A 24,216-nucleotide genomic window follows, 5' to 3' on the forward strand; every position below is an offset into this window, starting at 1 on the left:
CCTTGGTCATTTCAGGCCCCTCATGCGCGGGTCGAGGCGGTCGCGAAGGGCGTCGCCGAGCAGATTGATGCCGAGCAGGGTCAGCGCGATGCAGATACCGGGGAAAAGACCCAGCCAGACGGCCTGCTGGATGAAGGGACGGCCGGCGGCCAGCATATTGCCCCATGTGGGTGCCGGTGGCGGCACGCCGAGACCGAGGAAGGAAAGCGCGCTTTCCGACAGGATCGCCCAGCCGAACATCGAGGTGGCAAGCACGGTGATCGGCGCAAGGCAGTTCGGCAGGACATGTCGGAACAGCGTGAACAGCTCCCCATTGCCCATCACCCGCGAGGCTTCGATGAACTCGCGCTCGCGCAGCGACAGCACGGCGCCGCGCACCACGCGCGCCATCGACGGCGTGTAGGCAATACCGAGCGCAAAGATGATGCCGTATTGGTTGGCGCCGAAAACGGCGAGCAGGCCAAGCGCCAAAAGAATGCCGGGAAATGCCAGAAGCGCGTTGTTGACGGCCATGATGGCCCCATCCACCCAGCCGCGCGCATAACCGCTGACAAGGCCGATGAGAGTGCCGAAGATCGTGGCGAAACTGACGGTCAGAAAGCCGATCCAGACGCTTGCCTGGGCTCCGACCATCAGGCGGCTCAGGACATCGCGGCCGAATTCGTCCGTCCCGAGAAGATGCGTGGCGCTCGGCCCGGCAAGACGGGCGGTGAACGACAGTTTCATCGGGTCGAACGGCGTCCAGAACAAGCCAAGTGCGGCGGTTGCGATGAGAACGGTGATGAGAAACCCGCCGATAAGGCCGTTGAGAGTGAACTTTTTCATTCGGCGACAACCCGCGGATCGAACAGGGGATAAAGCAGGTCTACGACGAGATTGACCAGCACGTAGGAGAGGGAAACGAACAGCAGGCAGCCCTGGATAACCGGATAATCGCGGGCAAAAATGCTGTCGACCATCAGGCGGCCGAGACCGGGAATGGTGAACACCGTCTCGATGACCGCAATGCCGCCAAGCAGGTTGCCGAGAATGAGGCCGATCATCGTCCATGTCGGGCCGAATGCGTTCTTGAATGCATGCCGCCACAACACGGCGCTTTCCGAAAGCCCCTTGGCGCGGGCATGGGTGATGTAGTCGAGACGCAGGACTTCCAGTGTCGAGGCGCGCGCCATGCGGATCAGCACGCCCGCCTCATGGATGACCAGCGTCATCACCGGCAGCACCAGATAGAGCAAGCCGCCGACCACATTGTCGCCGATCGACACGTAACCGAGAACCGGCAGCCAGCCGAGTTTCAGCCCGAACAAAAGCAGCAGCAGAAGGCCGAGCCAGAATGTCGGGATCGACAAAAGCACCGTCGCGGTACCGACCAGCGCCAGATCGGTTGCGCTGTTCTGCCGCCAGGCTGCAATCACACCGGCAGGCACCGCAATCAGGCTGGCCAGCAGAACGGCGATCACGACGATTTCCGCGCTGACCATGAAGCGCGAGACGACGAGCGGCAGGACTTCCTCGTCATTGACGATCGAGCGCCCGAAATCACCCTGCAGGACATTTCCAGCCCAGATGGCGAATTGTTGCGGCATCGATTTGTCGAGGCCAAGCTCGGTGCGCATGGCGGCGATCTGGTCGGGCTGCGCCATGTCGCCCAGCATCAGCGCTGCGGGGTCACCGGGAATGAAGCGGATCAACGCAAAAACCGTGATCGAGACAAGCACGATCGTTGGCAGCGCCATCAGAAGACGGCTCAGGATAAATCTCAGCATTGTTTCCCCACGATTGAAGGCGGCTTTCCATCCCGCCAGCATCGGTTTCGTTAGTTAAGACTATGACGAAATGACTTTTGATACGCAATATTATGCGATTTTGTCATATGTCTATGCATCTCGCGGGCCGCACTTCGTCGGCCGGAAAGCCCGAGTTTCAGGATTAATTAGCTAATCTCATTCGATTTTTTGAGAAAGCTGAATTTGCCGCTGCAGTGCATCGCTCAAGGCTTGCGCCGCGATCGACAGCGGAAAGCCCGCAGCCCGCGCCAGGCCGAAATCCTGCCTGGCCTGTGGAACGAAAGGGCGCTGCACGACAGGGAGATGCCGATACAGATTGGCGTAGAAACTGCTGATGATCGACACACCCAACCCCTGCGCAACATAGGCACAGGCCGAGCTGTTGGTATGCGTCTCGATCTTCACCATCTGCTTCACACCGGCGCGTGCAAACTGCTGGTCGAGTGCCATCCGGTTCGGTCTCTGCCGACCGATAAGAACCAGCGGCACATTGCGCAGGTCCTTTGCCGAGATCGTTTCCAGTTCCGCCAATGGATGGTCCTTGGGCACGACGCAGACACTCGTGCCGCTTGCCACCTTGTCGACCACAATACCGGGTCCTGTCTCCCCTTCCATGCGCAGGAAACCGAGATCGATGATACGTTCCCCAACCAGCTTGTTGATCGCCGTCGTGGTTTCGAAAAAAGTCTCTATGCGCACACCTGGAAAGTCACGAATATAATCCACCAGCATGGCCGGAGCGAAATTTTCCCACATGCTGCTTGGCAGCCCGATGCGCACGATATCCGGGCCGGATGCACCGCTGCGCAGATCTTCCGCATGGCTGGACATACGGTCCACGGCAAGAAGAACATTTTCCGCGTCATGGCCCAGCGCAAGCGCCTCGGGCGTCGCGATGAGACGGCCCTTGTCACGCACAAACAACGTGATCGAGAGATCCTGCTCCAGCTGCTGCAGCATGCGGCTGACACCGGACTGACTGAGGCCCATCGTCTTTGCAGCGGCAATCGTCGAGCCGGTTGCCAGAAGCGTGCGAAGCACTTCCAGTTGCTTGATGTTCATGGATTGGATCTCGTGATTTCGATAATGACTGCCAGGCCGGATCTTCCGCTTCCGACAACATATGCCACATCTCTCACGATATGCTATCTGCCAGCATCCGGCACGGAGCTCGGGGCCAACATCGGCAGCGCTTTCACTCACCCTCTGATGGATCAACGATAAGCGCTGCGCAGAACTCAACAGAGATCAGCCGATCTCGATCGAGAAACCGAAGATCGCCTTTTCGATGTCAATCGCCTCGAAACCGATCTTGAAAACCCGGCTTCCCCAGACATCGAGGTGGCGCGGATCTGTAATCTCGATCGGCTCCAAACCGGTGACGCGAAGATTTTCCGGGGTGATGGCCAGTACGCTGTGCGTCCCGTAGAGCCGGCACACCCCGTCAGTCCCAACCACTATTTTTCGATCCGAGACGTAAAGAGGAAGTTCAAAGCGGGTGAGCGGCTCGCCCAAATCGATCTTGTCGCTGATCTCTATCTTTGCCGTGTCATGGCTGAAATTGAGGTGTCGGATCATTCGCCGCGATCCGGGATCACGGAAATAAGCCGGGCTTGCGTCAAGAGACAGGTAGCTGCTGGTACCTTCGTGGCGGTACGCAACATCGCGCGCTTGCGAGCCTTTTCCCGCATATTGCAGATGGCCGTTCACGGCAGGAACGTTGTGCCCCTTCGAACTGATATGCCACATATCATATCGCGTCTCGGTGAAAGTAGCGCGCGAATAGGCCCCCTGCCCCAGATCGATAATCATCGGCTCACCGTCCAGATAGACGCTGAAATGGCCAACGTCGTTATGGGAGTGATGGTTGACCTCCGGGTCATTGCTGCCGGCGATTGCGCTCAGCATCAGCCCGGCACCGGCTTTTTCGTCGGAGCGGGCAATCATCATCTGCATGTCGGCCAGCCAAACGCTTTTCTCGCATGTCCTTGCCGCCGACTTCCTGTTTTCCGGCGTCCACAAAAGCAGTCGGGTCAGATGAACGAGAAACTGGCGGGCGTAATCGTTGCGCCCCCGGCCCCGGCCCGGATTGGCCAGCTTGTGCCTGGCCGAGCGGTCTATATCATCGCCAACGAGACCGGACAGCTGGTCAGAGCCGATAAGGCTCGCATAGCGGCTGAGCAGTCCCTGATCCAGATCGATCTTCAGACTGCCATCCGCGAAGTTGACGAAGAGGTTGCCCCCGATATTGAGCGGCAGGATATGCTCCCCGAAATTGCGGAATTTCTGATTGTCCCCCGCCTTCAGATCGATGCTGAAACGTTCTTCGACAAGGCTGACGAAACCGGCAAGCCGTCCGGCGCTGACCACCCAGTAGCCCGGTCCCTCGATGCAGGCGCCCGATGGCTCGATTGTATCGAAGAAGCGCTGCATCGGCACCATCAGCTTCATGGCGATAGCCGCGAGGCGCTGGTCGTCTTCGACCGTATAGCAGGCGGCGAGCAAGAGATTGTGCGCGCACCATGCCGTCCAGTTGTTGCGGCCGAGATACCAGCCGTAATGTTTCGGTCCTTCGAGAAGCTTCAGCGCACGGCGATCGATCTCGCCCTGGATGCGATAATAGAGCGACGGCACGGTTTCGAGCAGGGTGTGCTTCAAAAGATAACATGCCTCGGCCAATGTCGCCGCCGTTTCGCAGGCAAAGAGATCGAGATAGTCGTCGCCGGGAACCGGAAGCGGATCGTCTTCCTTCCACGGATTGGGCTGCTTGAACATCACCATATCGTGCTGCCCGGCAAAATTATGCGCCGGCACGCACCAGCTTATTTCGCCCAGGATTTCCCAGAAGTAGTCAATGATCTTAGGAAGATAGGTTCCGTCGGCCTTCAGGCATTCGGCGATGACGAGATGGGAGAGTTCGTAGCGGCGGCGAAAGTAGTTCTCCTCATAAAGAAGCCGGTCGCCATTCGTCATGAAATTCATGTACATGGAGCCGGTCAGCGGATCGATTTCCTGATCCAGCAAAAGATCCGCGACCGCGATTATCGCCTCCGCCGCGACTTTCAGATTCGGATCACCGACGACGGCCTTCCACTGAGAACGGTCCTGAATGCCGGGAAACGGCTTCCAGTTTCGGTTTTCGGACAATCCCTTGAGAAGTTGTTCGATCTTCATCGCGTCTTTGAACATTTCGATATTCCCATTCAGGCAGCGCCGTCGGTTCCAGAACCGGCCGGCGCGCCACTTCCGTTATTTCTGATGGTTCAGCTGTCTTCATGCCGACGGATGCGTTTTCCGCTTTCCGCGTCGAATACGCGAACCTTGGAATGGTCCGGGATAAGCGTCACGATCTGTCCCGCTTCCAGAGGCCGTTGCTCCTTGAAGGCGGCAGAGACGCGGAATCCTTGCGCATCCGAAAGGATCACCATGTCCGAGCCGGTATTTTCGACCGCGTGAATGGTGGCGGCGATACCGCCCTCCTGCGTGCCGGCGACAATCCCGACATGCTCCGGCCGGATGCCATAAAGGATTGCCTGACCTTCCGTGAAATCCTGGGCGGCTCCCAATGGAAGCAATGCTCCGTCCGTGAGGCGCGCGGCAGCTTCACCGCCGTTTAATTCCACACGGGCCTCGATCAGATTGATCGATGGCGTGCCGAGGAAACTGGCGACGAATGTGTTGACCGGATCGTTGTAGAGCGTCAGCGGCGGCCCCGCCTGTTCCACGCGTCCGTCCCTCAGCACGACGATCTTCTGGCCGAGCGTCATGGCCTCGACCTGGTCATGCGTCACGTAGATCGAGGTCGTACCGAGACGCTTATGCAGGTCGGCGATTTCGCCGCGCACCTGGACACGAAGCTTGGCGTCCAAATTGGAAAGAGGTTCGTCAAACAGGAAAACCGAAGGATCACGCACGATGGCGCGGCCCATCGAGACGCGTTGCCGCTGACCGCCGGACAGTGCCTTTGGAAGACGATCGAGCAACGGCTCCAATTCCAGCATGCGCGCCGTCTGCCTTACCTTTTCCGCGATTTCAGCTTTCGGCATTCCCGCCAGTTTCAACGCGAACCCCATGTTTTCGGCGACTGTCATCTGCGGGTAGAGCGCGTAGGTCTGGAACACCATCGCGATATCGCGCTGTTTCGGAGCAAGCTCCGTGACATCCTTGCCGTTGATCGAAACGGTTCCGCTCGAGACCTCTTCCAGGCCGGCAATGATGCGGAGCAGGGTCGATTTCCCCGATCCCGAAGGACCGATCAGGACGCAGAACTCTCCGTCTTCGATCTCAAGAGCGACATCATGAATGACATCGACGGCCTTGAAGGACTTGTTGACATTGTGAAGGCTAACTGAACCCATTTTATTCACCCGAACCTTTCGCTTCAGCCCTTGACTGCGCCGGACATCAGCCCGCGATTGAACTGTTTCTGAAGCAGGAGATAGACGACGATGCAGGGCACCGTGGCGACGACTGTGACGGCGATGAAGATGTTTTGCTGCAGCACCTCGTCGACGCGCAGGGAGCGCAGGATGACGGGGAGCGTGTAGAGATTGCGATCATCGACGGCGATCAGCGGCAGAAGATACTGATCCCAGATCATCAGGAAGCCGAAGATGGTTGCCGTACCAAGCGCCGGCCTGACGAGCGGCAGCACCACGCGCCAGAAGATCTGCAGCTCATTGGCGCCATCAACGCGTGCTGCATCTTCCAGATCACGCGGGATCGCCTTCATGAATTCCGTAAGGAGGAAGACAGAGAAAGCCCAGCCGACAACTGGAAGGATCATGGCCGCATAGGTGTTGTAGATCGACGTATGCAGCAGCGGCAGTTCCGCATGCAGGATGAGATAGAGCGGGATCGCGATGACCTCGTCGGGCAGCATCATGGTCGAGATGATTGCCAGACTGACGATGGCTGCACCGCGAAACTTCTTGCGAGCCAGCGCATAGGCCGCAAGAGCACTGACAAATGTCTGCAGCACCGTCGCGATCGCGACGACGAACAGCGAGTTGAAGAGGTAGATCCAGATTTTGACTTCAGACCATGCGTAGATGAAGTGATCGAAAGTCGGATTGCTCGGCCACAGGACAAGCTGGCCCGGCTGAACCGTATTCTTTGTGAAGGCGGTCGCCAGGATGCCCCAGAAGGGACCGCAGAATACGATGAGCAACAGAGCATAGACCAGACCGCGGGCAATGCGTTGCGGGATTGTCATTTTCATCGGAAGCTCCTCAGGTCCGATCGATCCGGTTCTTCACGCTGACATGCACGATTGTCAGGCATACGGTGAAGGCGAACAGCAAGAAGGAAACCGCGGCGGCATAGCCGTAGTCGAAGCGTTCAAAACCGGCTTTGAAGATATTCGTCATGATGACTTCGGTGGCATTAGCCGGGCCGCCGCCGGTCGTGGTGTAGACCTCGGTGAAGACGCGAAAGCCGCGAATGAGCGAGAGCATGACGACGACGGAGAATGCCGGGACGAGGCCGGGAATGGTGACGTGCCACAGCTTGCGAAACGCGCTGGCCCCATCGACGGATGCTGCATCGTAAAGCTCACGATTGATGCTTGCGAGACCGGCAATGAAGATCATCATGTTATAAGGTACGTTCTTCCAGATCTGCATCAGGATGACGATGAAGAGTGCCTGATCGGGATCGGACATGAAGCCCTGCGGCCCGACGGCGAAAACGCCGAGCATCTGGTTCACGACACCATCTGCGCCGGGATAGAACAGGATCCGCCAGATTTCAGCGAGAACAGCGATCGAGGTTACTGCTGGAATGAAGATTGCGGTGCGGATCAACCGTATGTGGCGGGCCTGACCTTCGAGCGCCAACGCGACGGCGAAGGCGAAGATACCGCCCGCGATTGTCGTCGAGACGACATAGATCAGCGTGTTCAGGCTTGCCGCATGCAGGGCGCTGTCGGAGAGCGCGCGCTCGAAATTGGCAAGCCCGACCCATTGATCCGATCCTGAAAAGCGCACCTTGTAGAAGCTCATGAACAGCCCTTTGATGATGGGCACGAACTTGAACCATGTGAAGATGATCAGGGCCGGAGCCAGAAACAGCCAGGGAACGATCCATCTCAGGCGTTTAGAGTGAAACCACATATGCTCCTCCGCTTGGCACCAGGAAATCCTGGCGAGCGCCGGGTGGCGCTCGGGCGATAAATTGCGAGTATTACGGTGAGGAATTGGCCGGCAGATTTGCCGGGTTGGCGCCGCGTCACGCAAAGACGGTCACGCGGCGCCAATGTTGCCTGAGAGGTTACTTGGCCAGGACCTCTTGAAGTTTCAGTTCCGCATTAAGAGCTTTGTCGAGCCCCTGCAGCCCGGACATGATGTCGGAGTTGCAGCTGGAGAGTATCTGATTGAGGCCATCGGCTGCGACCTGACGGATCGGCTTCCAGTTCGGCACGCGCGGGAAGTAGCGTGCATTCGTGGCATAGAGATCGGCGAAAACGCCCCAGGCCGGATCGGGCTGGACCTTTACCACATCGACATTCTTGTTGACCGACAGGCGGACAATGGCGTTGTCGCCGGTACCGGCGGCCATGCCGGTTTCCTGGCCCTTCTTCGACACCAGATACTCGATGAACTGCTTTGCTTCTGCCTCATGCTTTGTCGAAGCCATAACGAATGCGGCCTCGCCTTCGGCAAGTTCGGCCTGACCGGCAGGGCCGGCAGGCGGGGCAATAACCTCGAACTTGTCACGTCCCGGTTCACGCGTAAACGCCGCGATATGATAAGGCCCGGAGCGGAAGATCCCGCCTTGTCCCGAGACGAAGACCGGCAGCGTGTCGCCGGTGGTCGAAGTGATTGCGGCCGGCTGCGCATAACCATCGCAGATCATCTTGCGTGCGAAGGTCACAGCCTTTTCGACGGCAGGCGTTGCCATGGACGAAACATAGGCGTCACCCTTCTGCTGAAGGAAGTCGCCGCCCGCCTGCCAGATCAGATCGGACATGAACCAGGATGCATAACCACGCGTGCCGGAAAGCGGCATCACATAGCCGTAGGTGTCCTTCTTGCCATTCCCGTCAGGATCGTTTTCCGTAAAGGCCTTCGCCAGGTTGTAGAGATCTTCCCAGGTCTTGGGCACGTCATAGCCGAGCTTTTCACGCCAGTCCTTGCGGATGAAGACCGCAAAAGCCTGCGCCGATGTCGGCACGCCGTAATAGTTTCCATCGGCGGCCTGAACACTGTTCCAGGCGACATCGTGAAGCTCATCACCACCCTTCAAAGAAGCGCGATCGATCGGCTTGACCACCCCCATATCGAGCAACTGCCCCATGAAAGTGGCGTCGTTCACAACCAGATCCGGAAGGCTGCCACCCGCGGCAGCACGTGTGAGACGCGTTTCGAAATCGATATTTGCGAGAAAGAGGTCCACCTTGATCCCTGTCTCGGCCGTAAACCCGTCAACGATGCGCGCAATCGTCGGCCGTTCGGCATCGCCGTATCGCATCCAGACATTGATCGTCTCTGCCGAATAGGCCGTAGACACCATCGTCGTGCTTGCCAGCGCTGCAAACGCGAACGCCCTTACCTTCTTCATGGGAAACCTCCTCTAAAATAGCCATTCGCCCTGCACGCCTCCAGAACATGCCAAACGTCTGTCCCCGGCAGAGCCGCTTTCCTCTAAGCCATCGGCTCAAAGGTACGCTTCCCAAAAAAAGGAAAACGTTTAACTGATATTTTTAGCGCGGCAGGAGCTTGATAGAATGATATGGATCAACCGAAATCGCGGAAAATAATGTGTTATTGTCAACACCCGAAATGAGAACGAAATCCGCATCGCCGGCAGCTGCGTTAAATAGAAGAAAACAAGGAAAGCGTTTATCTGCATGAAGCGCCCGAAAAGACCGACCATCCGGGATGTTGCGGAGAAAGCCGGCGTATCGATCGCGACGGTGTCGAAATATGTGAATGGCCAGCAGTCATTCTCACCGGCAGTGGAAGAGAAGCTGCGCGAAGCGATCGAGAATCTGGGCTACAGCCAGAATTCTCTTGCCCGCGCCATGGTCACCGGCCGTACGACCGCAATCGGGCTTGCAGTGATGGATCTCGCCAATCCTCATTATTCCAATGTCGTGAAGGGTGCCAATCGGGTGGCGCTGGCAAACGGCTACAATCTCTTCGTCGTGGACATGGAGGAGAGTATTGCGGCAGTTCGCCCGCTATTGGAGGCCTTGGCGCCGCGCACGGATGGCTTGATCGTCAGCGCCCGCATTCCGAAAGACGTCACTGACTGGCTGGCCGAACTCGACAAACCGGTCGCCTTTTTAGGACAGCCAGAGCGCGATGATGTCCTGACAGTGGGCACGGACAGTGTTCAGGTTGCCGCACTGCTCGCGCGATATCTCGTTCGGCAGGGATTCAAGCGGTTCGGTTACATGGGCTACTCGCGCGCACCATCCAATGCTGACCGCATTCAGGGCTTGATGCAAATCCTGGAGCCGGCAGGGGTGGAACTTCTGATCTTCGACGTGGATGAACCGACGAATGAAGCAGGAGAACGCGCCGCGGCCCGCGTGTTGCTGCGTCCGGATCGCCCGGATGTGATCATTGGCTGGAATGACCTTGTGGCGATCGGTATGATGAACGAGGCCCGTTCGCTTGGCTTCAAGGTTCCCGATGACGTGGCCTTTGCCGGGATCGACAATATTCCGATCAGCCGCTACGTCACGCCACCGCTGACAACTGTCGACGTTTGCAGCCAGGCAACCGGCGAGGTGGTGATGAAGAAGATCATTGCGATGATCGAAGAAAAGCCGCAACCCACGGATCTTACGCTGGAGCCTGCTCTGATCATTCGCGAGTCGACCCAGCGCCATTTCAGCTGAATGCGATTCCAGCCTGATCCATTGGATACCGGCCAACGACATCAGGCCTGGTGACCCTGCCAAAGCCAGTCGCAACCCAGATTTAAGGCGGCCCCCTGCGCGCCGGCGACCGCCAGCGCGCAGGTTGTTTTACGTCAGTGTCAGCCCTTGGCCTTCATCGGAACGACACGCGGTTCCTTTGCGGCCGGCTTGTCCTGTTCCTCGACATAGGCTTCGCCATGATAGCTGGCGATCAGAACGTCGCGGATTTCGGCGATCAGCGGATAACGCGGGTTGGCACCCGTGCACTGGTCGTCGAAAGCCATTTCGGCGAGCTTGTCGACCTTGGCCATGAAGTCGGCTTCGCCGACACCGGCTGCCTGGATCGAGGCAGGAATGTCGAGATCCTTCTTCAGCTGTTCCAGCCACTGAACGAGATTCTCGACGGATGCCGCGTCGTTCTTGCCGCCGAGACCGAGATGCTGGGCAATCTCGGCATAACGGCACAGCGCTTTCGGCCGGTCATACTGGCTGAACGCCGCCTGCTTGCTCGGATTGTCGACCGCGTTGTAGCGGACGACGTTGGAGATCAGCAGCGCGTTAGACAGGCCGTGCGGAATGTGGAATTCCGCACCGATCTTGTGCGCCATCGAATGGCATACGCCGAGGAAGGCATTGGCAAAGGCAATGCCGGCAAGCGTTGCGGCATTGTGAACCTGCTCGCGAGCCTTCGGGTCCTTGGCGCCGTTCTTGTAGGCCGAGGGAAGATAGGTCTTGAGCAGCTTCAATGCCTGCAGCGCCTGACCATCCGAATATTCGTTGGCCATGACAGAGACATAGGCTTCGAGCGCATGTGTCACCGCGTCGATACCGCCGTGCGCGGTCAAAGACTTCGGCATGTTCATGACCAGATTGGCGTCGACGATCGCCATATGCGGCGTCAGCTGGTAGTCGGCGATCGGATACTTGATGCCGGTCTTCTCGTCGGTCACGACCGCAAACGGGGTCACTTCCGAACCGGTGCCCGAGGTCGTCGGAACGGCCACGAACATCGCCTTCTTGCCGAGCGTCGGGAAGCGGTAGATGCGCTTGCGGATATCCATGAAGCGCAGCGCCAGATCGGTGAACTCGACATCCGGATGCTCGTACATGACCCACATGATCTTGGCCGCATCCATCGGCGAGCCGCCGCCGACGGCAAGGATCAGGTCCGGCTGGAAGGCGTTGGCAAGTGCTGTCGCCTTGCGCACGACGGCAAGCGTCGGGTCAGCGCTGACTTCGAAGAAGATTTCGACCTCGAGACCGAGATCCTTGAGGATGCGGATCGTGTCGTTGACATTGCCGTTTTCGAACAGGAAGCGGTCGGTCACGATCAGGCAACGCTTCTTGTCCTTCAGGTCTTCAAGCGCGAAGGGCAGGCTGCCGCGGCGGAAGTAGATCGATGGCGGCAGCTTGTGCCAGAGCATGTTTTCGGCGCGCATGGCCACCGTCTTCCTGTTGATCAGATGCTGCGGGCCGACATTTTCCGAAATCGAGTTGCCGCCCCACGAGCCGCAACCGAGCGTCAGCGACGGCGCCAGGCGGAAGTTGTAGAGGTCGCCGATACCGCCATGCGAGGCCGGCGAGTTGATCAGGATGCGAGAGGTCTTCATCTTCGCGCCGTAAGTGGCGATGCGCTCGGGCTGGAGATCCTGGTCGGTGTAGAGAACCGAGGTGTGGCCGACGCCGCCGAAGGCAACCAGCGCTTCCGCCTTGCTGCAGGCATCCTCGAAGTTCTTCGCCTTGTACATGGCCAGAAGCGGCGAGAGCTTCTCATAGGCAAAGGGTTCGGTCTCGTCGATCGCCTCGACTTCGGCGATCAGCACCTTGGTGCCGGTCGGAACCTCGAAGCCCGCCATTTCGGCAATCTTGTGTGCCGACTGGCCGACGATCTCGGCATTGATCGAGCCCTTTTTCAGGATCAGGCTCTTGATCGCGCCTGCCTCGTTGCTCGACAGAACATAACCGCCATGGGTGCGGAAACGCTCGCGCACCGCATCATAGACGGCATCGACCACGACGACCGACTGTTCCGAGGCGCAGACGACGCCGTTGTCGAAGGTCTTCGACATCAGGATAGAGGCGACCGCGCGCTTGATATCGGCAAATTCGTCGATGACGGCAGGCGTATTGCCGGCACCGACGCCGATTGCCGGCTTGCCGGACGAGTAAGCGGCCTTGACCATGCCGGGGCCACCGGTTGCCAGGATCAGGTCGATCGCCGGATGATGCATCAGCGCGTTGGAAAGCTCGACACTCGGCTCATCGATCCAGCCGATAATATCCTTCGGCGCACCGGCCTTGACGGCGGCCTCCAAAACAAGGCGGGCTGCCTCGCAGGTGGCGCGCTTGGCGCGCGGATGCGGAGAGAAGACGATGCCGTTGCGGGTTTTCAGCGCAATCAGCGCCTTGAAGATCGCCGTCGAGGTCGGGTTGGTGGTCGGCACGATGGCGCAGATCAGGCCGATCGGCTCGGCAACCGTCGCAATCCCGTATTCAGGCTCTTCGGAGAGAACGCCGCAGGTCTTCTCGTCCTTGTATTTGTTGTAGATATATTCGGAAGCAAAATGGTTCTTCACCACCTTGTCCTCCATCACGCCCATACCGGTCTCCTCAACCGCCATCTTGGCAAGCGGGATACGCGCATTGGCCGCGGCAAGCGCGGCGTTGCGGAAAATCTCGTCTACCTGCTCCTGGCTGAAACTCGCAAAAGCCTTCTGCGCAGCTTCAACCCGCGCAACAAGCGCGTCCAGATCCGCAATCGTGCTAACTGTCATGATAATTCCACCTCAAATTGTATCATGGTGCATGGTTTGTCGCGCTCATCACGCGGACTAAATCGATTTAGAAGACTAAATTCTGGACCAATGCGGCCAGGAAGCAAGCCTTTCGCGGCCTCCCGGAAACTATGTCGCGGCTGCAAAAACCTACAATGACATATGTCAATTTTCGCTCGACCCGTGCATAGCGGCGAAAGCTTGGCTCACAATCCGGCCCGATGGATTTGAACGGTTGACTGGCCCCCGCCACGGACTATCACTGCAGGGCCCGCGACCCGGAAATACGACGCAGAGAAAACCATGCCTTTTGAAATTCAAGACACCATCATCGATGCCGACAGCGAAGTGCGGATCCGCCAGCACCTGACGCTGGTCGCGCTCGGCAAGGAAAAGGCCGATGTGGCTCTGCGTGTCGGACGGCTTCTCGATGTCGCGACCCGCACATGGTCGCAAGACCAGGAAATCATCATCAAGGATCGCCGCATCGCCTATGTCGGCAAGGCCGGCTCCTATCCGGGCGAAGTGAGCACCCGTGTTCACGAACCGGATCTTTCCGCCGTGCCGGGCCTTGGCGAAGTGCACAAGCATATCGAAAGCTCGCATCTGACGCCGGAATGGGAAGCCGCTCTCGTCCTGCCGCGCGGCAATACTTGGACCTGCGAGGCGAGCCACGAATTTTCCAATGTCAACGGCGCAAAGACGCTGGAATTCTGGCTGAAGGCCCGCGAGGCCGGTTCACCGTTGAAGATTTTCCCCCTGCCCGGCTCCGCCGTTCCGCCCACGGCTTATGAACATGGCGGCGGTTATCTCGGTTACGACGAGCAGAAGACCTTTCTTCAACAAAGCCTGATGACGGCGGGCCTCGACGAAGTGATGGACTGGCCGGCCGTGTGGAACCCGGAAAACCCATCGCATGAACGCCTCTGGGGCATGATCCGCGCCACGTTCGAAAAGCGCGCCGTCGTCGAGGGCCATGCCGCCGGCATCCGCGACCTGCCGTCAATCAACGCCTTCGCCGCCGCGGGCCTTGCCTCCGACCATGAAGCATGGACGCCAGAAGAGTTCTGGGACAAGCTCACCCACGGCCTGTTCATGGAGCTTCGCCCGCACAGCCTGCCGGAAGTCATCAAGGGCCTGCTCGACCGCGGCCTTGCCGACTGGTCGCAGATCGCGCTGACCACCGACGACCGCTCTGCGTCCGACACGCTTAAGCTCGGCGCCACCGACCACAATGTGCGGCTTGCGATCGAGGCCGGGCTTGCACCGGAAATCGCCATCCAGTGCGTCACCATCAACCCCGCCCGCCACATGCGCCTCACCCCCTGGGTCGGCTCCATCGCGCCGGGCCGCTATGCCGATATCGTGCTTCTGTCGGATGTCGAAAAATTCGAAATCGCAAAGGTCTGGGCCGATGGAAAACAGGTCTCGGACGGCAAGACCTATCTGCCGGACGTGCCGAGGATCGACTGGCCGGAATGGGCGACGAACACCATCAATATCGGTCGCGATCTGACGGCGGAGGATTTTGCCATCAAGGCCGAACCCGGCCGCGAGACGATGACGGCAGCGGTTCTGCGTCCCTTCCACTGGACCGACGACTTTCTGACATTCGACCTGCCGGTCAGGAACGGTCTCGTGCAACGGGACGAAAGCCGCAACATCACCAAGTTCTCCGTCATCGACCGCTTTTCCGGCAAGGCCGCCGTATCGAAAATGTTCTGGCTCGGCTGCGGCCCGTCGACACCCGATACGGCACTCGCCTGCTCCATGGCGCATGACAAGCATAATGTCTGGTGCGTCGGCTCTTCCGACGAAGCAATGGCGAAGGCGGTTAACGCGGTTGCCGACAATGATGGCGGCTGGGCCCTGGTGCGCGAAGGTGAGGTCGTCGCCCGCATGCGCTACGAAGTCGCCGGCCTGATGAGCTGCCGCCCGGCGGAAGACCTACATGAAGAGATGCAGGCGCTCTATGCCGAAGGCGAAAAGGTCGACTGGATGTACGAGCCAAGCTTCCATCCGCGCTGGTTCGCCGGCTTCCCGGAACGGCTTGCCTTTGCCACGCTTACCTGCGCGCCGTGGCGCTGGGTTCTGGTTGCGCCGTGCGACCATGCCCCGCAAGGCCTCGTCAATGTCGAGACCGGTGCCACCCACCCCGTCGTCTTCTAATCAGAATATTCGAAATCCAGTCCGTTTCAGGAACAAGACCATGAGTGCCCCCGTCTACAAGTCCTTCGAACAATCGCTTACCGAATTCGAAAATATCGCGGCCGACGTTGCCCCGATCTCCAATAAGGAACTTCAATCGCGCATCGCCAAGCTGCAAGGGTTGATGATGGAGGCGGGCGTCAAGGCCGTCTATCTCGATACCTCGACCAGCCTCACCTATTTCACCGGCATGACGCTCGGCGCCAGCGAGCGCCTGCACGGCGCGATCATCCCGTCCAAAGGCGCGCCGATCTATATCAGCCCGGCCTTCGAGGAACCGAAAACGGTCACCCTTATCAAGATCGAGGGTGAAATCGCCACCTGGGAAGAGCATGAAGACCCGGCCCTGCTCGTCGCAAACCGGATCTGCGATCTGCCCGCAGAGGGCAATGTGCTGGCCTTCGATCCCGCCACGCCCTTCATGTTCTCAAGCCCGATCACCGCCCATATCGGCGCGCGGCTTAAGGTCATCGGCGCCGGCGATCTGATCGCACAATGCCGCCAGATCAAGTCGGCCACCGAAATCGCCATCATCCAGACGGCGATGACCGCCAGCCTGCGCGTCCACAAGGCCGTGTGGGAAGGGCTTTACGAAGGTGTATCGACCACCGAAGTGACGGATTTCATCGCCGCCGCCCACCAGAAACTCGGCATGCGCCATGTCTTCGCCGCCGCCCAGTTCGGCGAGGCGACCGCCTATCCGCATGGCGTGCCTTACGCCCAGACGCTCACCAAGGGCGACATGGTGCTGATCGATCTCGGCGCGCATATCCACCGCTATTGCTCGGATATCACCCGCACCTATGTCTTCGGCGAAGCGACGGAGCGCCAGCGCGAACTCTGGAACATGGAAAAGGCGGCCCACCGCGCAGCCTTCGAGGCAGCCCGGCTCGGCTCACCTTGCGAAGATGTCGATGCCGCCGCCCGCAAGGTGCTGACGGATGCCGGCTACGGACCGGATTATCAGGTTCCCGGCCTGCCGCACCGCACCGGCCATGGGCTGGGCATGGACCTGCACGAGACCCCGTTCATCGTTCGCGGCAACAAGACGAAACTTCAGCCCGGCATGGTCTTCTCCGACGAGCCGATGCTCTGCGTCTACGGCGAATGCGGCGTGCGCCTCGAAGACATCATCTACATGTCGGACAAAGGCCCGGTCTTCTTCACCGAGCCTGCCCATTCGATCGAGAAGCCTTTCGGCTAAATCGAGATATTAGCGGAATTCCGGCGGGCGCGGCTTTCTGGACGCGCCCCCGCACTATCCACATCAGGCCAGTCGCAATCGACAGGGCGGTTCGTTCGGCACCCCGCTCCTCAATGGATTGCAGCCTGGCTTTCTCTCACGCCCAGCGGCGTCTTGCCGAAGGCAAGCCTGAACGCCTTGGTAAAATGCGACGCGCTTGAATATCCGACGTCGAAGGCAATATCGATCACGGCGCGGTTCGTGTTCTGAAGGAGTTCTCTGGCGCGCTCCAGGCGTATCTTGCGGTAGGCCGCTCCCGGGGAAAGCCCCGTCTGCTCCTCGAACAGCCGCTCGAGCTGACGGCGGGAAAGCCCGACCGACTTTGCCAATCCCTCCAGCGACAGGTCGCCTTCCAGGTTTTGCTCCATTGTAATCAGCACCGAGATGATGCGCGGATCTCTCGCTTCGACGACAAACGGTCGGCGCGCCTGCGAATGGGTGGCAGATCTGGCCTGATCGATCTGCAGGACTTCAAGAGCATTCCTGGCTGCGTCCCTGCCGATATGGCGCTGGACTAGAACGTTAGCCAGATCCGCCGAACTGCTGCCTCCGGCACAGGAACCACGCTCACCGTCGATATGGAAAAGCCGATCCGAGCGAACCTTAAGATCCGGAAACCGCTCGCGAAAATCCTGGTGATGGAGCCAGCTGACACAGCTCTCGTGGTTCGCCATCAGGCCGGCTTCTGCCAAAATGAAGGAGCCTGTACAGACGCCGATAAGCGGCACGCCGCTGGCGGCCGCCCGTTTCAGATAGGAAACAGTCTCGTTGTCGACCGGCTGCGACACCGACAGAAGCCCGCCGACCACGACGATATAGTCGAAGCGGGCCGGATCGATGAAATCCGTCGTCGGAGCAACCTGTATTCCGCAGCTGGACGTGACCATGTGCCGAGTGCTGCTGAGAACCTGCCAGTCGGCAAGAACCCGACCGGATCGGTCCTTCTGGTCACTGGCGAGACGCAACGTGTCGATGAACATGGCAAATGCCGACGGTGTGAACGACCGGGCAAGGATGAAACCCACCTTGAGAGGTTTTTGCGACTGTGCGGCATCCGGCCGCTTGCATTGTTCGGGCTGCACCGATCTCTCCCTTGCTGCGGCGTCGTGCGATACCGCGACAGATCACCTGATTTGAAAACCATGGGCAAGCGGATCGCACTCGTCAACGAAGATCGCTTGTGGCCGATCATTCTTGCGCATCCGAGCCTCTTCATGCTCTCGGCTTTGTCATTGGCGCCCAGCTATCCATGCGCTAAATCATACATGCACATATGCTGGAGATTAATAAATGCGGCGCGATGAAATCGGCGATCTTCTGGCGTTCATGGCCGTTGCGGAAGAACGTAGCTTTACCCGCGCAGCGGCCAGAATGGGCACGTCGCAATCGTCGCTCAGCCACACGATCCGGCGCATGGAAGAGCGGATGGGCGTGCGCCTTCTCACCCGCACCACACGCAATGTCGCCCCGACCGATGCCGGCGAACAATTGCTTGAAACGCTGCGCCCGGCATTCGATGACATCGAAACCCGCGTCGATGCGATAAGCGCGCTCGGTGCCAAGCCGGCCGGAACAATCCGCCTGACATCGAGCCGCCAGCCAGCGGTCGGCATCGTCATGCCCGCCGCAAGCCGGCTGATGGCGGAATATCCCGACATCAACATCGAGATCTCGGTCGACCAGCGCTTCACCGATATCGTCACCGAACGTTACGATGCCGGCATCCGGCTCGGCGAGCGGGTGGAGAAGGATATGGTGGCGGTGCGCATCGGCCCGGAACTGCGCATGGTCGTTGCCGGATCACCCGCCTATTTCGAGAAAAACGGCAGGCCGCTATCGCCGCATGACCTGACGCAGCATGTCTGCATGAACCTTCGGCTTCCTACGCTTGGCGACCTTTATGTCTGGGAATTCGAGAAGGACGACAGGCCGCTCAATGTGCGCGTCCAGGGCCAATTTACCTGCAATGACGTTCCCATGCTGGTCGAGGCAGCCGTCAACGGCCTCGGTCTCGTCTGCCTTCCGGACGATCAGTTCGGCAAGCTGTTCGACGAGGGAAAGCTGGAACGCGTGCTCGAGGACTGGTGCCCGGCATTCCCCGGATACCACCTCTATTATCCCAGCCGCCGACAGGTATCCCCCGCCTTCAGGCTGCTTATCGAAGCATTGCGCTATCGCGACTGAAAGACCAACTTTTTCACCGTCTTGGTGACGGGCCCACACCGGTGTCATGGCTGGAACACGATTGTTCCAGACGCTCCGGGCCCGCAAAGAACTTCCGCACCTGCCCTGAAAATAGAATAGCAAATCGGTAGAAATCTGCCGGGACCGGATAGGCTCACAACCATCGATCAATCGCTCGGCTGGCTTGCCGCCGGTGGGCACCATCCTTCGATCCGATGAGGAAAATCATGTCCCACCCTGTGCTTGGCGTGGATCACAGCTATCTGCTGGTCAATGATCTCGATGACAGCGCCGAACGTTACCGCCGCCTTGGCTTCACGCTTTCTCCCCGCGGGCTTCACAGTCCGCAAAAGGGATCGGCCAACTACACGATCATTTTTCAAGACGACTACCTCGAGCTTCTTGGGCTGGTCGCCGAGACCGAACTCAACGCGCCGCAGCGCAAGACGCTTGCGACCTATGGCCAGGGCCTGCAGGCGATTGCCAATCGCACCGCAAGTGCGGACGCGGCCAAGCCGGCGCTTGCCGAACTCGGCATCAGGACGGGAGAGATCAGCGCGTTTTCACGTCCGCTCCCCCTGCCCGGCGGCGGCGAAGGCATTGCCGCCTTCAGGACACTTGGCTTCGATCCTGGCCAAGTTCCACTCGGACATTTCTTCCTCTGCCAGCACGAAACGCGCGACATGGTGTGGAGGCCGGAACTGCAGGATCATGCCAATGGCGCGATAGGCCTCGGCGGCATAACCGGCATCAGCGACGATCCTCGCAAGACGGCGGAAACCTATGCAAGCTTCTATGCCGCAGGTCGCGTCGAAAAAATCGAAGGTGGTTTTCGTGTCGAGACCGGCGAGAATTCGGCACCGCTGTTCTTCTTCGAACCGGCGGCGATTGGCGGGCTTTACCCCGGTCTCGATATTGCCGGGACACCCGCCAATGGCTTTGCCGTGCTGCGCATTCGGGTGAAGGATCGCGAAAAGACAGCGGAGCTGCTTACCGGACAAGGCATCCCGTTCATCAGGACATCTGCCGGAGGCATTGCCGTTTCACCGGCGGATGCGAGCGGAGCAGTGGTCGAGTTCATCTGAGATCACAGGAATGCCGTGGTGATCTCGCCGCGGCATTCCTTGAGAATTAGAAGCTGAGGCCCGACAAAGAGAAGCGCTTCCTGTCGGGCCTGATATTCGCTAGAAATTCCAAAGACTAGGTCAGGCGGCAGGCCCCGGTTCCACCACAAGCTTGCAGCACCCCTCTTCACCTGGCCTCCAGGTTTCCCCCTTGAAGACAAAACCGGCCGCCTTGAAAAGGCCGCCGTCAATCGCTCCGCCCGCCTTGCACAAGAGTTCGAGATCGTCATCGGACCGCCCCATCGCCTGCCATGCTTCCTTCAGCGGACAGCGGTGAAACTTGATTTCCAGTCGCTCGTCATCGCTCTGGCGAACTTCCGGCTGAAAGAGGATATCACCTGCCGGAATGGTGCCGAGAAACCGCTCCTTCAACGCGACCAACCCGTCCGGGCCGAGATCGGCAAACCGGGCGCCGGCGGCAACACCCATCCGGCGCGTCGCTTCGGACAGAAGCTCGACGGACTTTTGCGTGCCGAAGGCATCCCGCAGCACGTCGAATATGTTGGCATAGGCTGCGGCGCGCATATTGAAAGCCGCCTGCAGCCATTCGATCGGCACCAGATGGCCGGTTTTGCTGTTCTCACTCATGATGCGGATCGTCTTTCTGTTCACTTATAGGCCGGCTCGAGCCTGTCCTTCAGCCGATACCAACCGAGCATGGCCGGAGCGACACGTTTTGCAATCGGATGGAAGGGAATGGTGCGGACCGGGGTTATCGGAACAGCCAGATCCCGCTGACCGACACCTTCGATCGCGTCGGCAAAAACCTTGCCGAGCGAGGTTGCCAGAGCAACACCGCGGCCGTTGCAGGCGCTCCATGTCCACAGCCCGGGCGCGGGATTATAGAATTGCGGCATCCGGTCCACCGTCATGCTGATGCGGCCGTTCCAGACGAAGTCGAATTTCGGCCTACCCATCTGCGTAAAGATCCCGGCCAACCGTTTGCCGATACGTTGTTTCAGGCGTTCCGCACCATTGAACGGGAACATCAGCGCCCCACCGGTCACAAGCCGGCCACGGGCATCCCAGCGGAAGAAACGCAGGTCGCCATGGGTATCCGACAATGCCTGTCGCCCCGGCAGGACACTGGCGCGCACCGCGTCCGGTTGCGGTTCCGTCGCCATCTGCCACGACAGGATCGGCACGAGCGAATGCGCTATCTTCGGCGCCAGCCGGCTTTCAAACCAGTCCGTATAGCCATTCGAGGCTAAAATGACCTGATCGGATATGACGCGCCCGGCGGGTGTCGAGATCACCCAGCCCGATGGGGTTTTCTCGATCGACTGGACAGGCGTGTTTTCGTGAAGCACCGCGCCGGCAGCGGTGAGGCGATCGGCAAGCCCTCTGGCAAATGCCAGCGGATTGATGTGCCCGCCACTGCTGTTGAGCATGCCGCCATACCAGTCTCGCGAGCCGATGAGATCGGCAGTCTCGGCCGCATCGAGCAGGCGAACCGGCGCACCACGGCGCGACCAGGCTTCCACGCGACTTGCCGAGAGCCGCACGCGCCCCGGCGAATGCGCCGGCTGAAACCAGCCGTTCTGTTGCGCCTCGCAATCGATCTCATGTCTGCGCACCAGATCGAAAAAATAGGAAGCGCTATCGCTGACAAGCTGGGCAAACCGCTCCCCGGCCTCCCCATGGGTTTTCGCAATGCTGTCCGGTTCGGCACCGGTCATGGTCGGAATGACTTGGCCGTTATTGCGGCCGGACGCCCCCCAGCCGACCTGGACAGCCTCGAGCACGATAACCTTGTGCCCGCGCTCGGCAAGATGAAGAGCGGCCGAAAGGCCGGTAAAGCCGGCTCCGATGATCGCAACCCCTGCCCTCGCCTCGCCTGAGAGGCTGGAATTGGAGGTCCGCGGGCGCGTTACCGCGTTCCAGAGTGAAGGAGGAAAATTGGGGGATGCAATATCACTCATAAATATGTTCCATAATATCGAAACCGGAAAAGCAATCCGCACCAATCGCCTTGCGGATCACCTATTTTCGAGCATTGCCTGGTCGCGTTGGAAGTTAAGCGGCAGCCGCGGATGCGGAAGACTTGTGGTCGATACGACCGGTAACATTGGTGCCACGCTTGAGAAGATTGAGGATCGGGCAGGCCTTTTCGACAGCCGCCGCGACACGGGCAATCTCTTCCGGGCTGGCGTCCGAAACCAGCGAAACAGTGTAGTCGAAATCATGCGGATAGACCGGAATATCCTCATGCCCTTCGGAGCCGCCACGCGGATCGATCTTGGCCGAGACTTCAGCATTCAACGCTTCCAGCACCACCTGCTGATCTGCCGCATGGATCAGCCAGGTATGCGTCAGGCAGCTCGAAAGCGCACCGACCAGCAGCTCCGGAGACGCTGGCCCGAGATTGTAACCGGCAAAATCCGGCGGGCTGTCGGAGACGACCTGGAAATCCCGGATGCGGATGCGGCGCACACCGCTACGGCCTTCCGCACTGGCACTTGCCTTCAGCGTCGCGACACCAAGTTCGCCGGATTTGATACGTCTGCGCCGCTCAAGCAGTGCCGCCCGCTTTTGAGCCAGGTAATCCTTCAATGTCGACATCTGTTTCGTCTCCTGATCGATGAGCCGGCCGTTGTTCAGATGAACACCGCCGGGCACAGGAGCTTACCGCCGGCCGACTCCGGCAGTATACAAAAATTATATACTATTGCCGCCCACAAGCGGAAACGAAGTTGCGACCTTTGGCGGAACCGCGGAAATTCCACCTCATTCCCGCAAGCTGTTGACGAAAGCCAGAAGAGCCGGGATCGCTCTCCTTGATTTGCAAAAAGGCCCTCGATCCATGCCGGAGCGAAGGCCTTTGCGTCATTCTTCACTCACGCCTTGAACAGCGACTTCAGCGTCGATGGCTGGCTGCGGTGATACTGAGGTGCTGCAGAAACCTCGCCGCCCAGAGCGGCAGCGGCATGCCACGGCCAGCGCGGATCATAAAGGATGGTGCGGGCCAGGCCGACGAGATCGGCATCGCCTGTGGCGATAATCGCTTCCGCCTGCGAAGGTTCGGTAATCAAGCCGACGGCCACGACCGGCATCTTCACCGCGGCCTTGACCGCACGCGCGAACGGCACCTGATAGCTCGGCGACACGGGGATTTTCTGGTCGATATGCAGCCCGCCGGTCGACACGTTGATCGCGTCGCAACCATGGCTCTCCAGAGCCTTGGCAAACTCGATCGTCTCGTCGAGGTTCCAGCCGCCATCATACCAGTCGGTTGCCGAAACGCGAACCGACACGACCTTGTCGGCCGGGAAAACGGCCCGCACCGCATCGAACACTTCCAGCGGGAAGCGCATGCGGTTTTCGAGGCTTCCGCCATATTCGTCGGTCCGCTGGTTGGCGAGCGGAGACAGGAATGAATGCAGCAGATAGCCGTGCGCGGCATGGATCTGCACCGCATCGATGCCGATACGCGCGGCGCGGATTGCCGCCTGGACAAAGGCATCACGGATTTCGTTCATCCGCTCGCGGGAAAGTTTGGTCGGCACCGTGTCGGTCGATTTGAACGGAACTGCGGACGGTGCCTCGGTCTGCCAGCCATCCTTGTGATCGATCGGAAGCTGCGCACCACCAAGCCAGGGCAGGTTTGACGATGCCTTGCGCCCGGCATGGGCAAGCTGAACGGCGATCGGAATGTTCGACCACTTGCGGATGCTTTCCAGCGTCCGGCGCATCGCCGCTTCCGTCGCGTCATCATAGAGGCCGACATCGGCATAGCTGATCCGACCTTCGGGAACGACAGCCGTCGCCTCGATCGTCAACAGTCCGGCACCGGACAGAGCCAACTGCCCCAGATGGATCAGATGCCAGTCGGTCATGCATCCATCCACGGCGGAATAGGTGCACATCGGGGCAATGGTGATACGGTTCTCAAGCTCGAGATTGCGGATCTTGAACGGTGTGAAAAGCTGTGGCTGAGGCATGTCGCTCACTTTCGGAATGATAGGGTTCGACGCCGCATTCAATATCGAGACGCCGCCGGCTGCTTGTAGATTCGACCGATATCCGC

General features: G+C 59.5%; 19 protein-coding genes. 5 read left to right on the top strand and 14 right to left on the bottom strand.

Annotated features, from left to right (window positions below; genetic code table 11):
- Positions 1 to 6: 6 nt before the first annotated feature.
- The 8 genes from GGE33_RS18565 to GGE33_RS18600 all read right to left on the bottom strand — a co-directional run bounded on the left by GGE33_RS18565 (position 7) and on the right by GGE33_RS18600 (position 9,347).
- Entirely contained in the window at positions 7 to 825 is an 819-nt protein-coding gene (locus GGE33_RS18565) for an ABC transporter permease (RefSeq protein WP_148146887.1), read from the bottom strand.
- Positions 822 to 1,766, bottom strand: a complete 945-nt coding sequence (locus GGE33_RS18570; RefSeq protein ID WP_148146885.1) for an ABC transporter permease — start codon at positions 1,764 to 1,766, stop codon at positions 822 to 824. The genes GGE33_RS18565 and GGE33_RS18570 overlap by 4 nt, the downstream gene beginning before the upstream one ends.
- Positions 1,767 to 1,943: 177 nt before the next feature.
- The gene (locus GGE33_RS18575) at positions 1,944 to 2,849 is read right to left on the bottom strand and encodes a LysR family transcriptional regulator (protein WP_148146883.1); all 906 of its coding nucleotides are present in this window, start codon (positions 2,847 to 2,849) and stop codon (positions 1,944 to 1,946) included.
- Positions 2,850 to 3,035: 186 nt separating this feature from the next.
- Positions 3,036 to 4,976 carry a heparinase II/III domain-containing protein gene (locus GGE33_RS18580; protein WP_183826369.1) on the bottom strand — a complete coding sequence of 647 codons (1,941 nt, stop codon included), beginning with the start codon at positions 4,974 to 4,976 and terminating at the stop codon, positions 3,036 to 3,038.
- A gap of 74 nt (positions 4,977 to 5,050) precedes the next feature.
- A complete protein-coding gene (locus GGE33_RS18585) occupies positions 5,051 to 6,145 on the bottom strand; it encodes an ABC transporter ATP-binding protein (RefSeq protein ID WP_183685585.1) in 1,095 nt (364 codons plus the stop codon).
- A gap of 23 nt (positions 6,146 to 6,168) precedes the next feature.
- On the bottom strand, positions 6,169 to 7,008 hold the full coding sequence (locus tag GGE33_RS18590) for a carbohydrate ABC transporter permease (RefSeq protein WP_148146877.1): 840 nt from the start codon (positions 7,006 to 7,008) through the stop codon (positions 6,169 to 6,171).
- Between the two features lie 10 nt (positions 7,009 to 7,018).
- The gene (locus GGE33_RS18595; RefSeq protein ID WP_148146875.1) at positions 7,019 to 7,900 is read right to left on the bottom strand and encodes a carbohydrate ABC transporter permease; all 882 of its coding nucleotides are present in this window, start codon (positions 7,898 to 7,900) and stop codon (positions 7,019 to 7,021) included.
- A gap of 157 nt (positions 7,901 to 8,057) precedes the next feature.
- The gene (locus GGE33_RS18600) at positions 8,058 to 9,347 is read right to left on the bottom strand and encodes an ABC transporter substrate-binding protein (RefSeq protein ID WP_183826372.1); all 1,290 of its coding nucleotides are present in this window, start codon (positions 9,345 to 9,347) and stop codon (positions 8,058 to 8,060) included.
- Positions 9,348 to 9,636: 289 nt separating this feature from the next.
- Here GGE33_RS18600 and GGE33_RS18605 point away from each other — a divergent pair, with 289 nt between their 5' ends.
- Complete coding sequence (locus GGE33_RS18605) at positions 9,637 to 10,635, top strand: LacI family DNA-binding transcriptional regulator (protein WP_183826375.1); 999 nt, start codon at positions 9,637 to 9,639, stop codon at positions 10,633 to 10,635.
- 140 nt (positions 10,636 to 10,775) lie between these two features.
- Here the strand turns inward: GGE33_RS18605 and adhE are convergent, their stop codons facing one another.
- Positions 10,776 to 13,430 carry a bifunctional acetaldehyde-CoA/alcohol dehydrogenase gene (gene adhE / locus GGE33_RS18610; protein WP_183826378.1) on the bottom strand — a complete coding sequence of 885 codons (2,655 nt, stop codon included), beginning with the start codon at positions 13,428 to 13,430 and terminating at the stop codon, positions 10,776 to 10,778.
- 303 nt (positions 13,431 to 13,733) lie between these two features.
- Between adhE and GGE33_RS18615 the strand changes: the two genes are divergently transcribed.
- Entirely contained in the window at positions 13,734 to 15,599 is a 1,866-nt protein-coding gene (locus tag GGE33_RS18615; protein WP_183826381.1) for an adenine deaminase, read from the top strand.
- A gap of 40 nt (positions 15,600 to 15,639) precedes the next feature.
- Positions 15,640 to 16,842 (top strand): M24 family metallopeptidase, encoded by a 1,203-nt coding sequence (locus GGE33_RS18620; protein ID WP_183826384.1) that lies wholly within the window; start codon positions 15,640 to 15,642, stop codon positions 16,840 to 16,842.
- 110 nt (positions 16,843 to 16,952) lie between these two features.
- Here GGE33_RS18620 and GGE33_RS18625 read toward each other — a convergent pair whose 3' ends face one another.
- A complete protein-coding gene (locus tag GGE33_RS18625; RefSeq protein WP_183826387.1) occupies positions 16,953 to 17,963 on the bottom strand; it encodes a helix-turn-helix domain-containing protein in 1,011 nt (336 codons plus the stop codon).
- Between the two features lie 208 nt (positions 17,964 to 18,171).
- Here GGE33_RS18625 and GGE33_RS18630 point away from each other — a divergent pair, with 208 nt between their 5' ends.
- Positions 18,172 to 19,065, top strand: a complete 894-nt coding sequence (locus tag GGE33_RS18630; RefSeq protein WP_183826391.1) for a LysR family transcriptional regulator — start codon at positions 18,172 to 18,174, stop codon at positions 19,063 to 19,065.
- Between the two features lie 227 nt (positions 19,066 to 19,292).
- A complete protein-coding gene (locus GGE33_RS18635; protein WP_183826394.1) occupies positions 19,293 to 20,150 on the top strand; it encodes a VOC family protein in 858 nt (285 codons plus the stop codon).
- Between the two features lie 120 nt (positions 20,151 to 20,270).
- On the opposite strand, the gene GGE33_RS18640 is transcribed toward GGE33_RS18635, so the two are convergent.
- From GGE33_RS18640 to GGE33_RS18655, 4 genes are all read right to left on the bottom strand, one after another.
- The gene (locus GGE33_RS18640; RefSeq protein WP_183826398.1) at positions 20,271 to 20,777 is read right to left on the bottom strand and encodes an L-2-amino-thiazoline-4-carboxylic acid hydrolase; all 507 of its coding nucleotides are present in this window, start codon (positions 20,775 to 20,777) and stop codon (positions 20,271 to 20,273) included.
- A gap of 20 nt (positions 20,778 to 20,797) precedes the next feature.
- Positions 20,798 to 22,111: an NAD(P)/FAD-dependent oxidoreductase gene (locus tag GGE33_RS18645; RefSeq protein WP_183826401.1), complete on the bottom strand. Its 1,314-nt coding sequence runs from the start codon at positions 22,109 to 22,111 to the stop codon at positions 20,798 to 20,800.
- A gap of 94 nt (positions 22,112 to 22,205) precedes the next feature.
- Positions 22,206 to 22,751, bottom strand: a complete 546-nt coding sequence (locus tag GGE33_RS18650; RefSeq protein ID WP_183826404.1) for an OsmC family protein — start codon at positions 22,749 to 22,751, stop codon at positions 22,206 to 22,208.
- 275 nt (positions 22,752 to 23,026) lie between these two features.
- The gene (locus GGE33_RS18655; RefSeq protein ID WP_183826407.1) at positions 23,027 to 24,130 is read right to left on the bottom strand and encodes an NADH:flavin oxidoreductase/NADH oxidase; all 1,104 of its coding nucleotides are present in this window, start codon (positions 24,128 to 24,130) and stop codon (positions 23,027 to 23,029) included.
- Positions 24,131 to 24,216: the final 86 nt, after the last annotated feature.

It is taken from the genome of Aliirhizobium cellulosilyticum, assembly GCF_014198105.1.
Lineage (GTDB): Bacteria > Pseudomonadota > Alphaproteobacteria > Rhizobiales > Rhizobiaceae > Neorhizobium > Neorhizobium cellulosilyticum.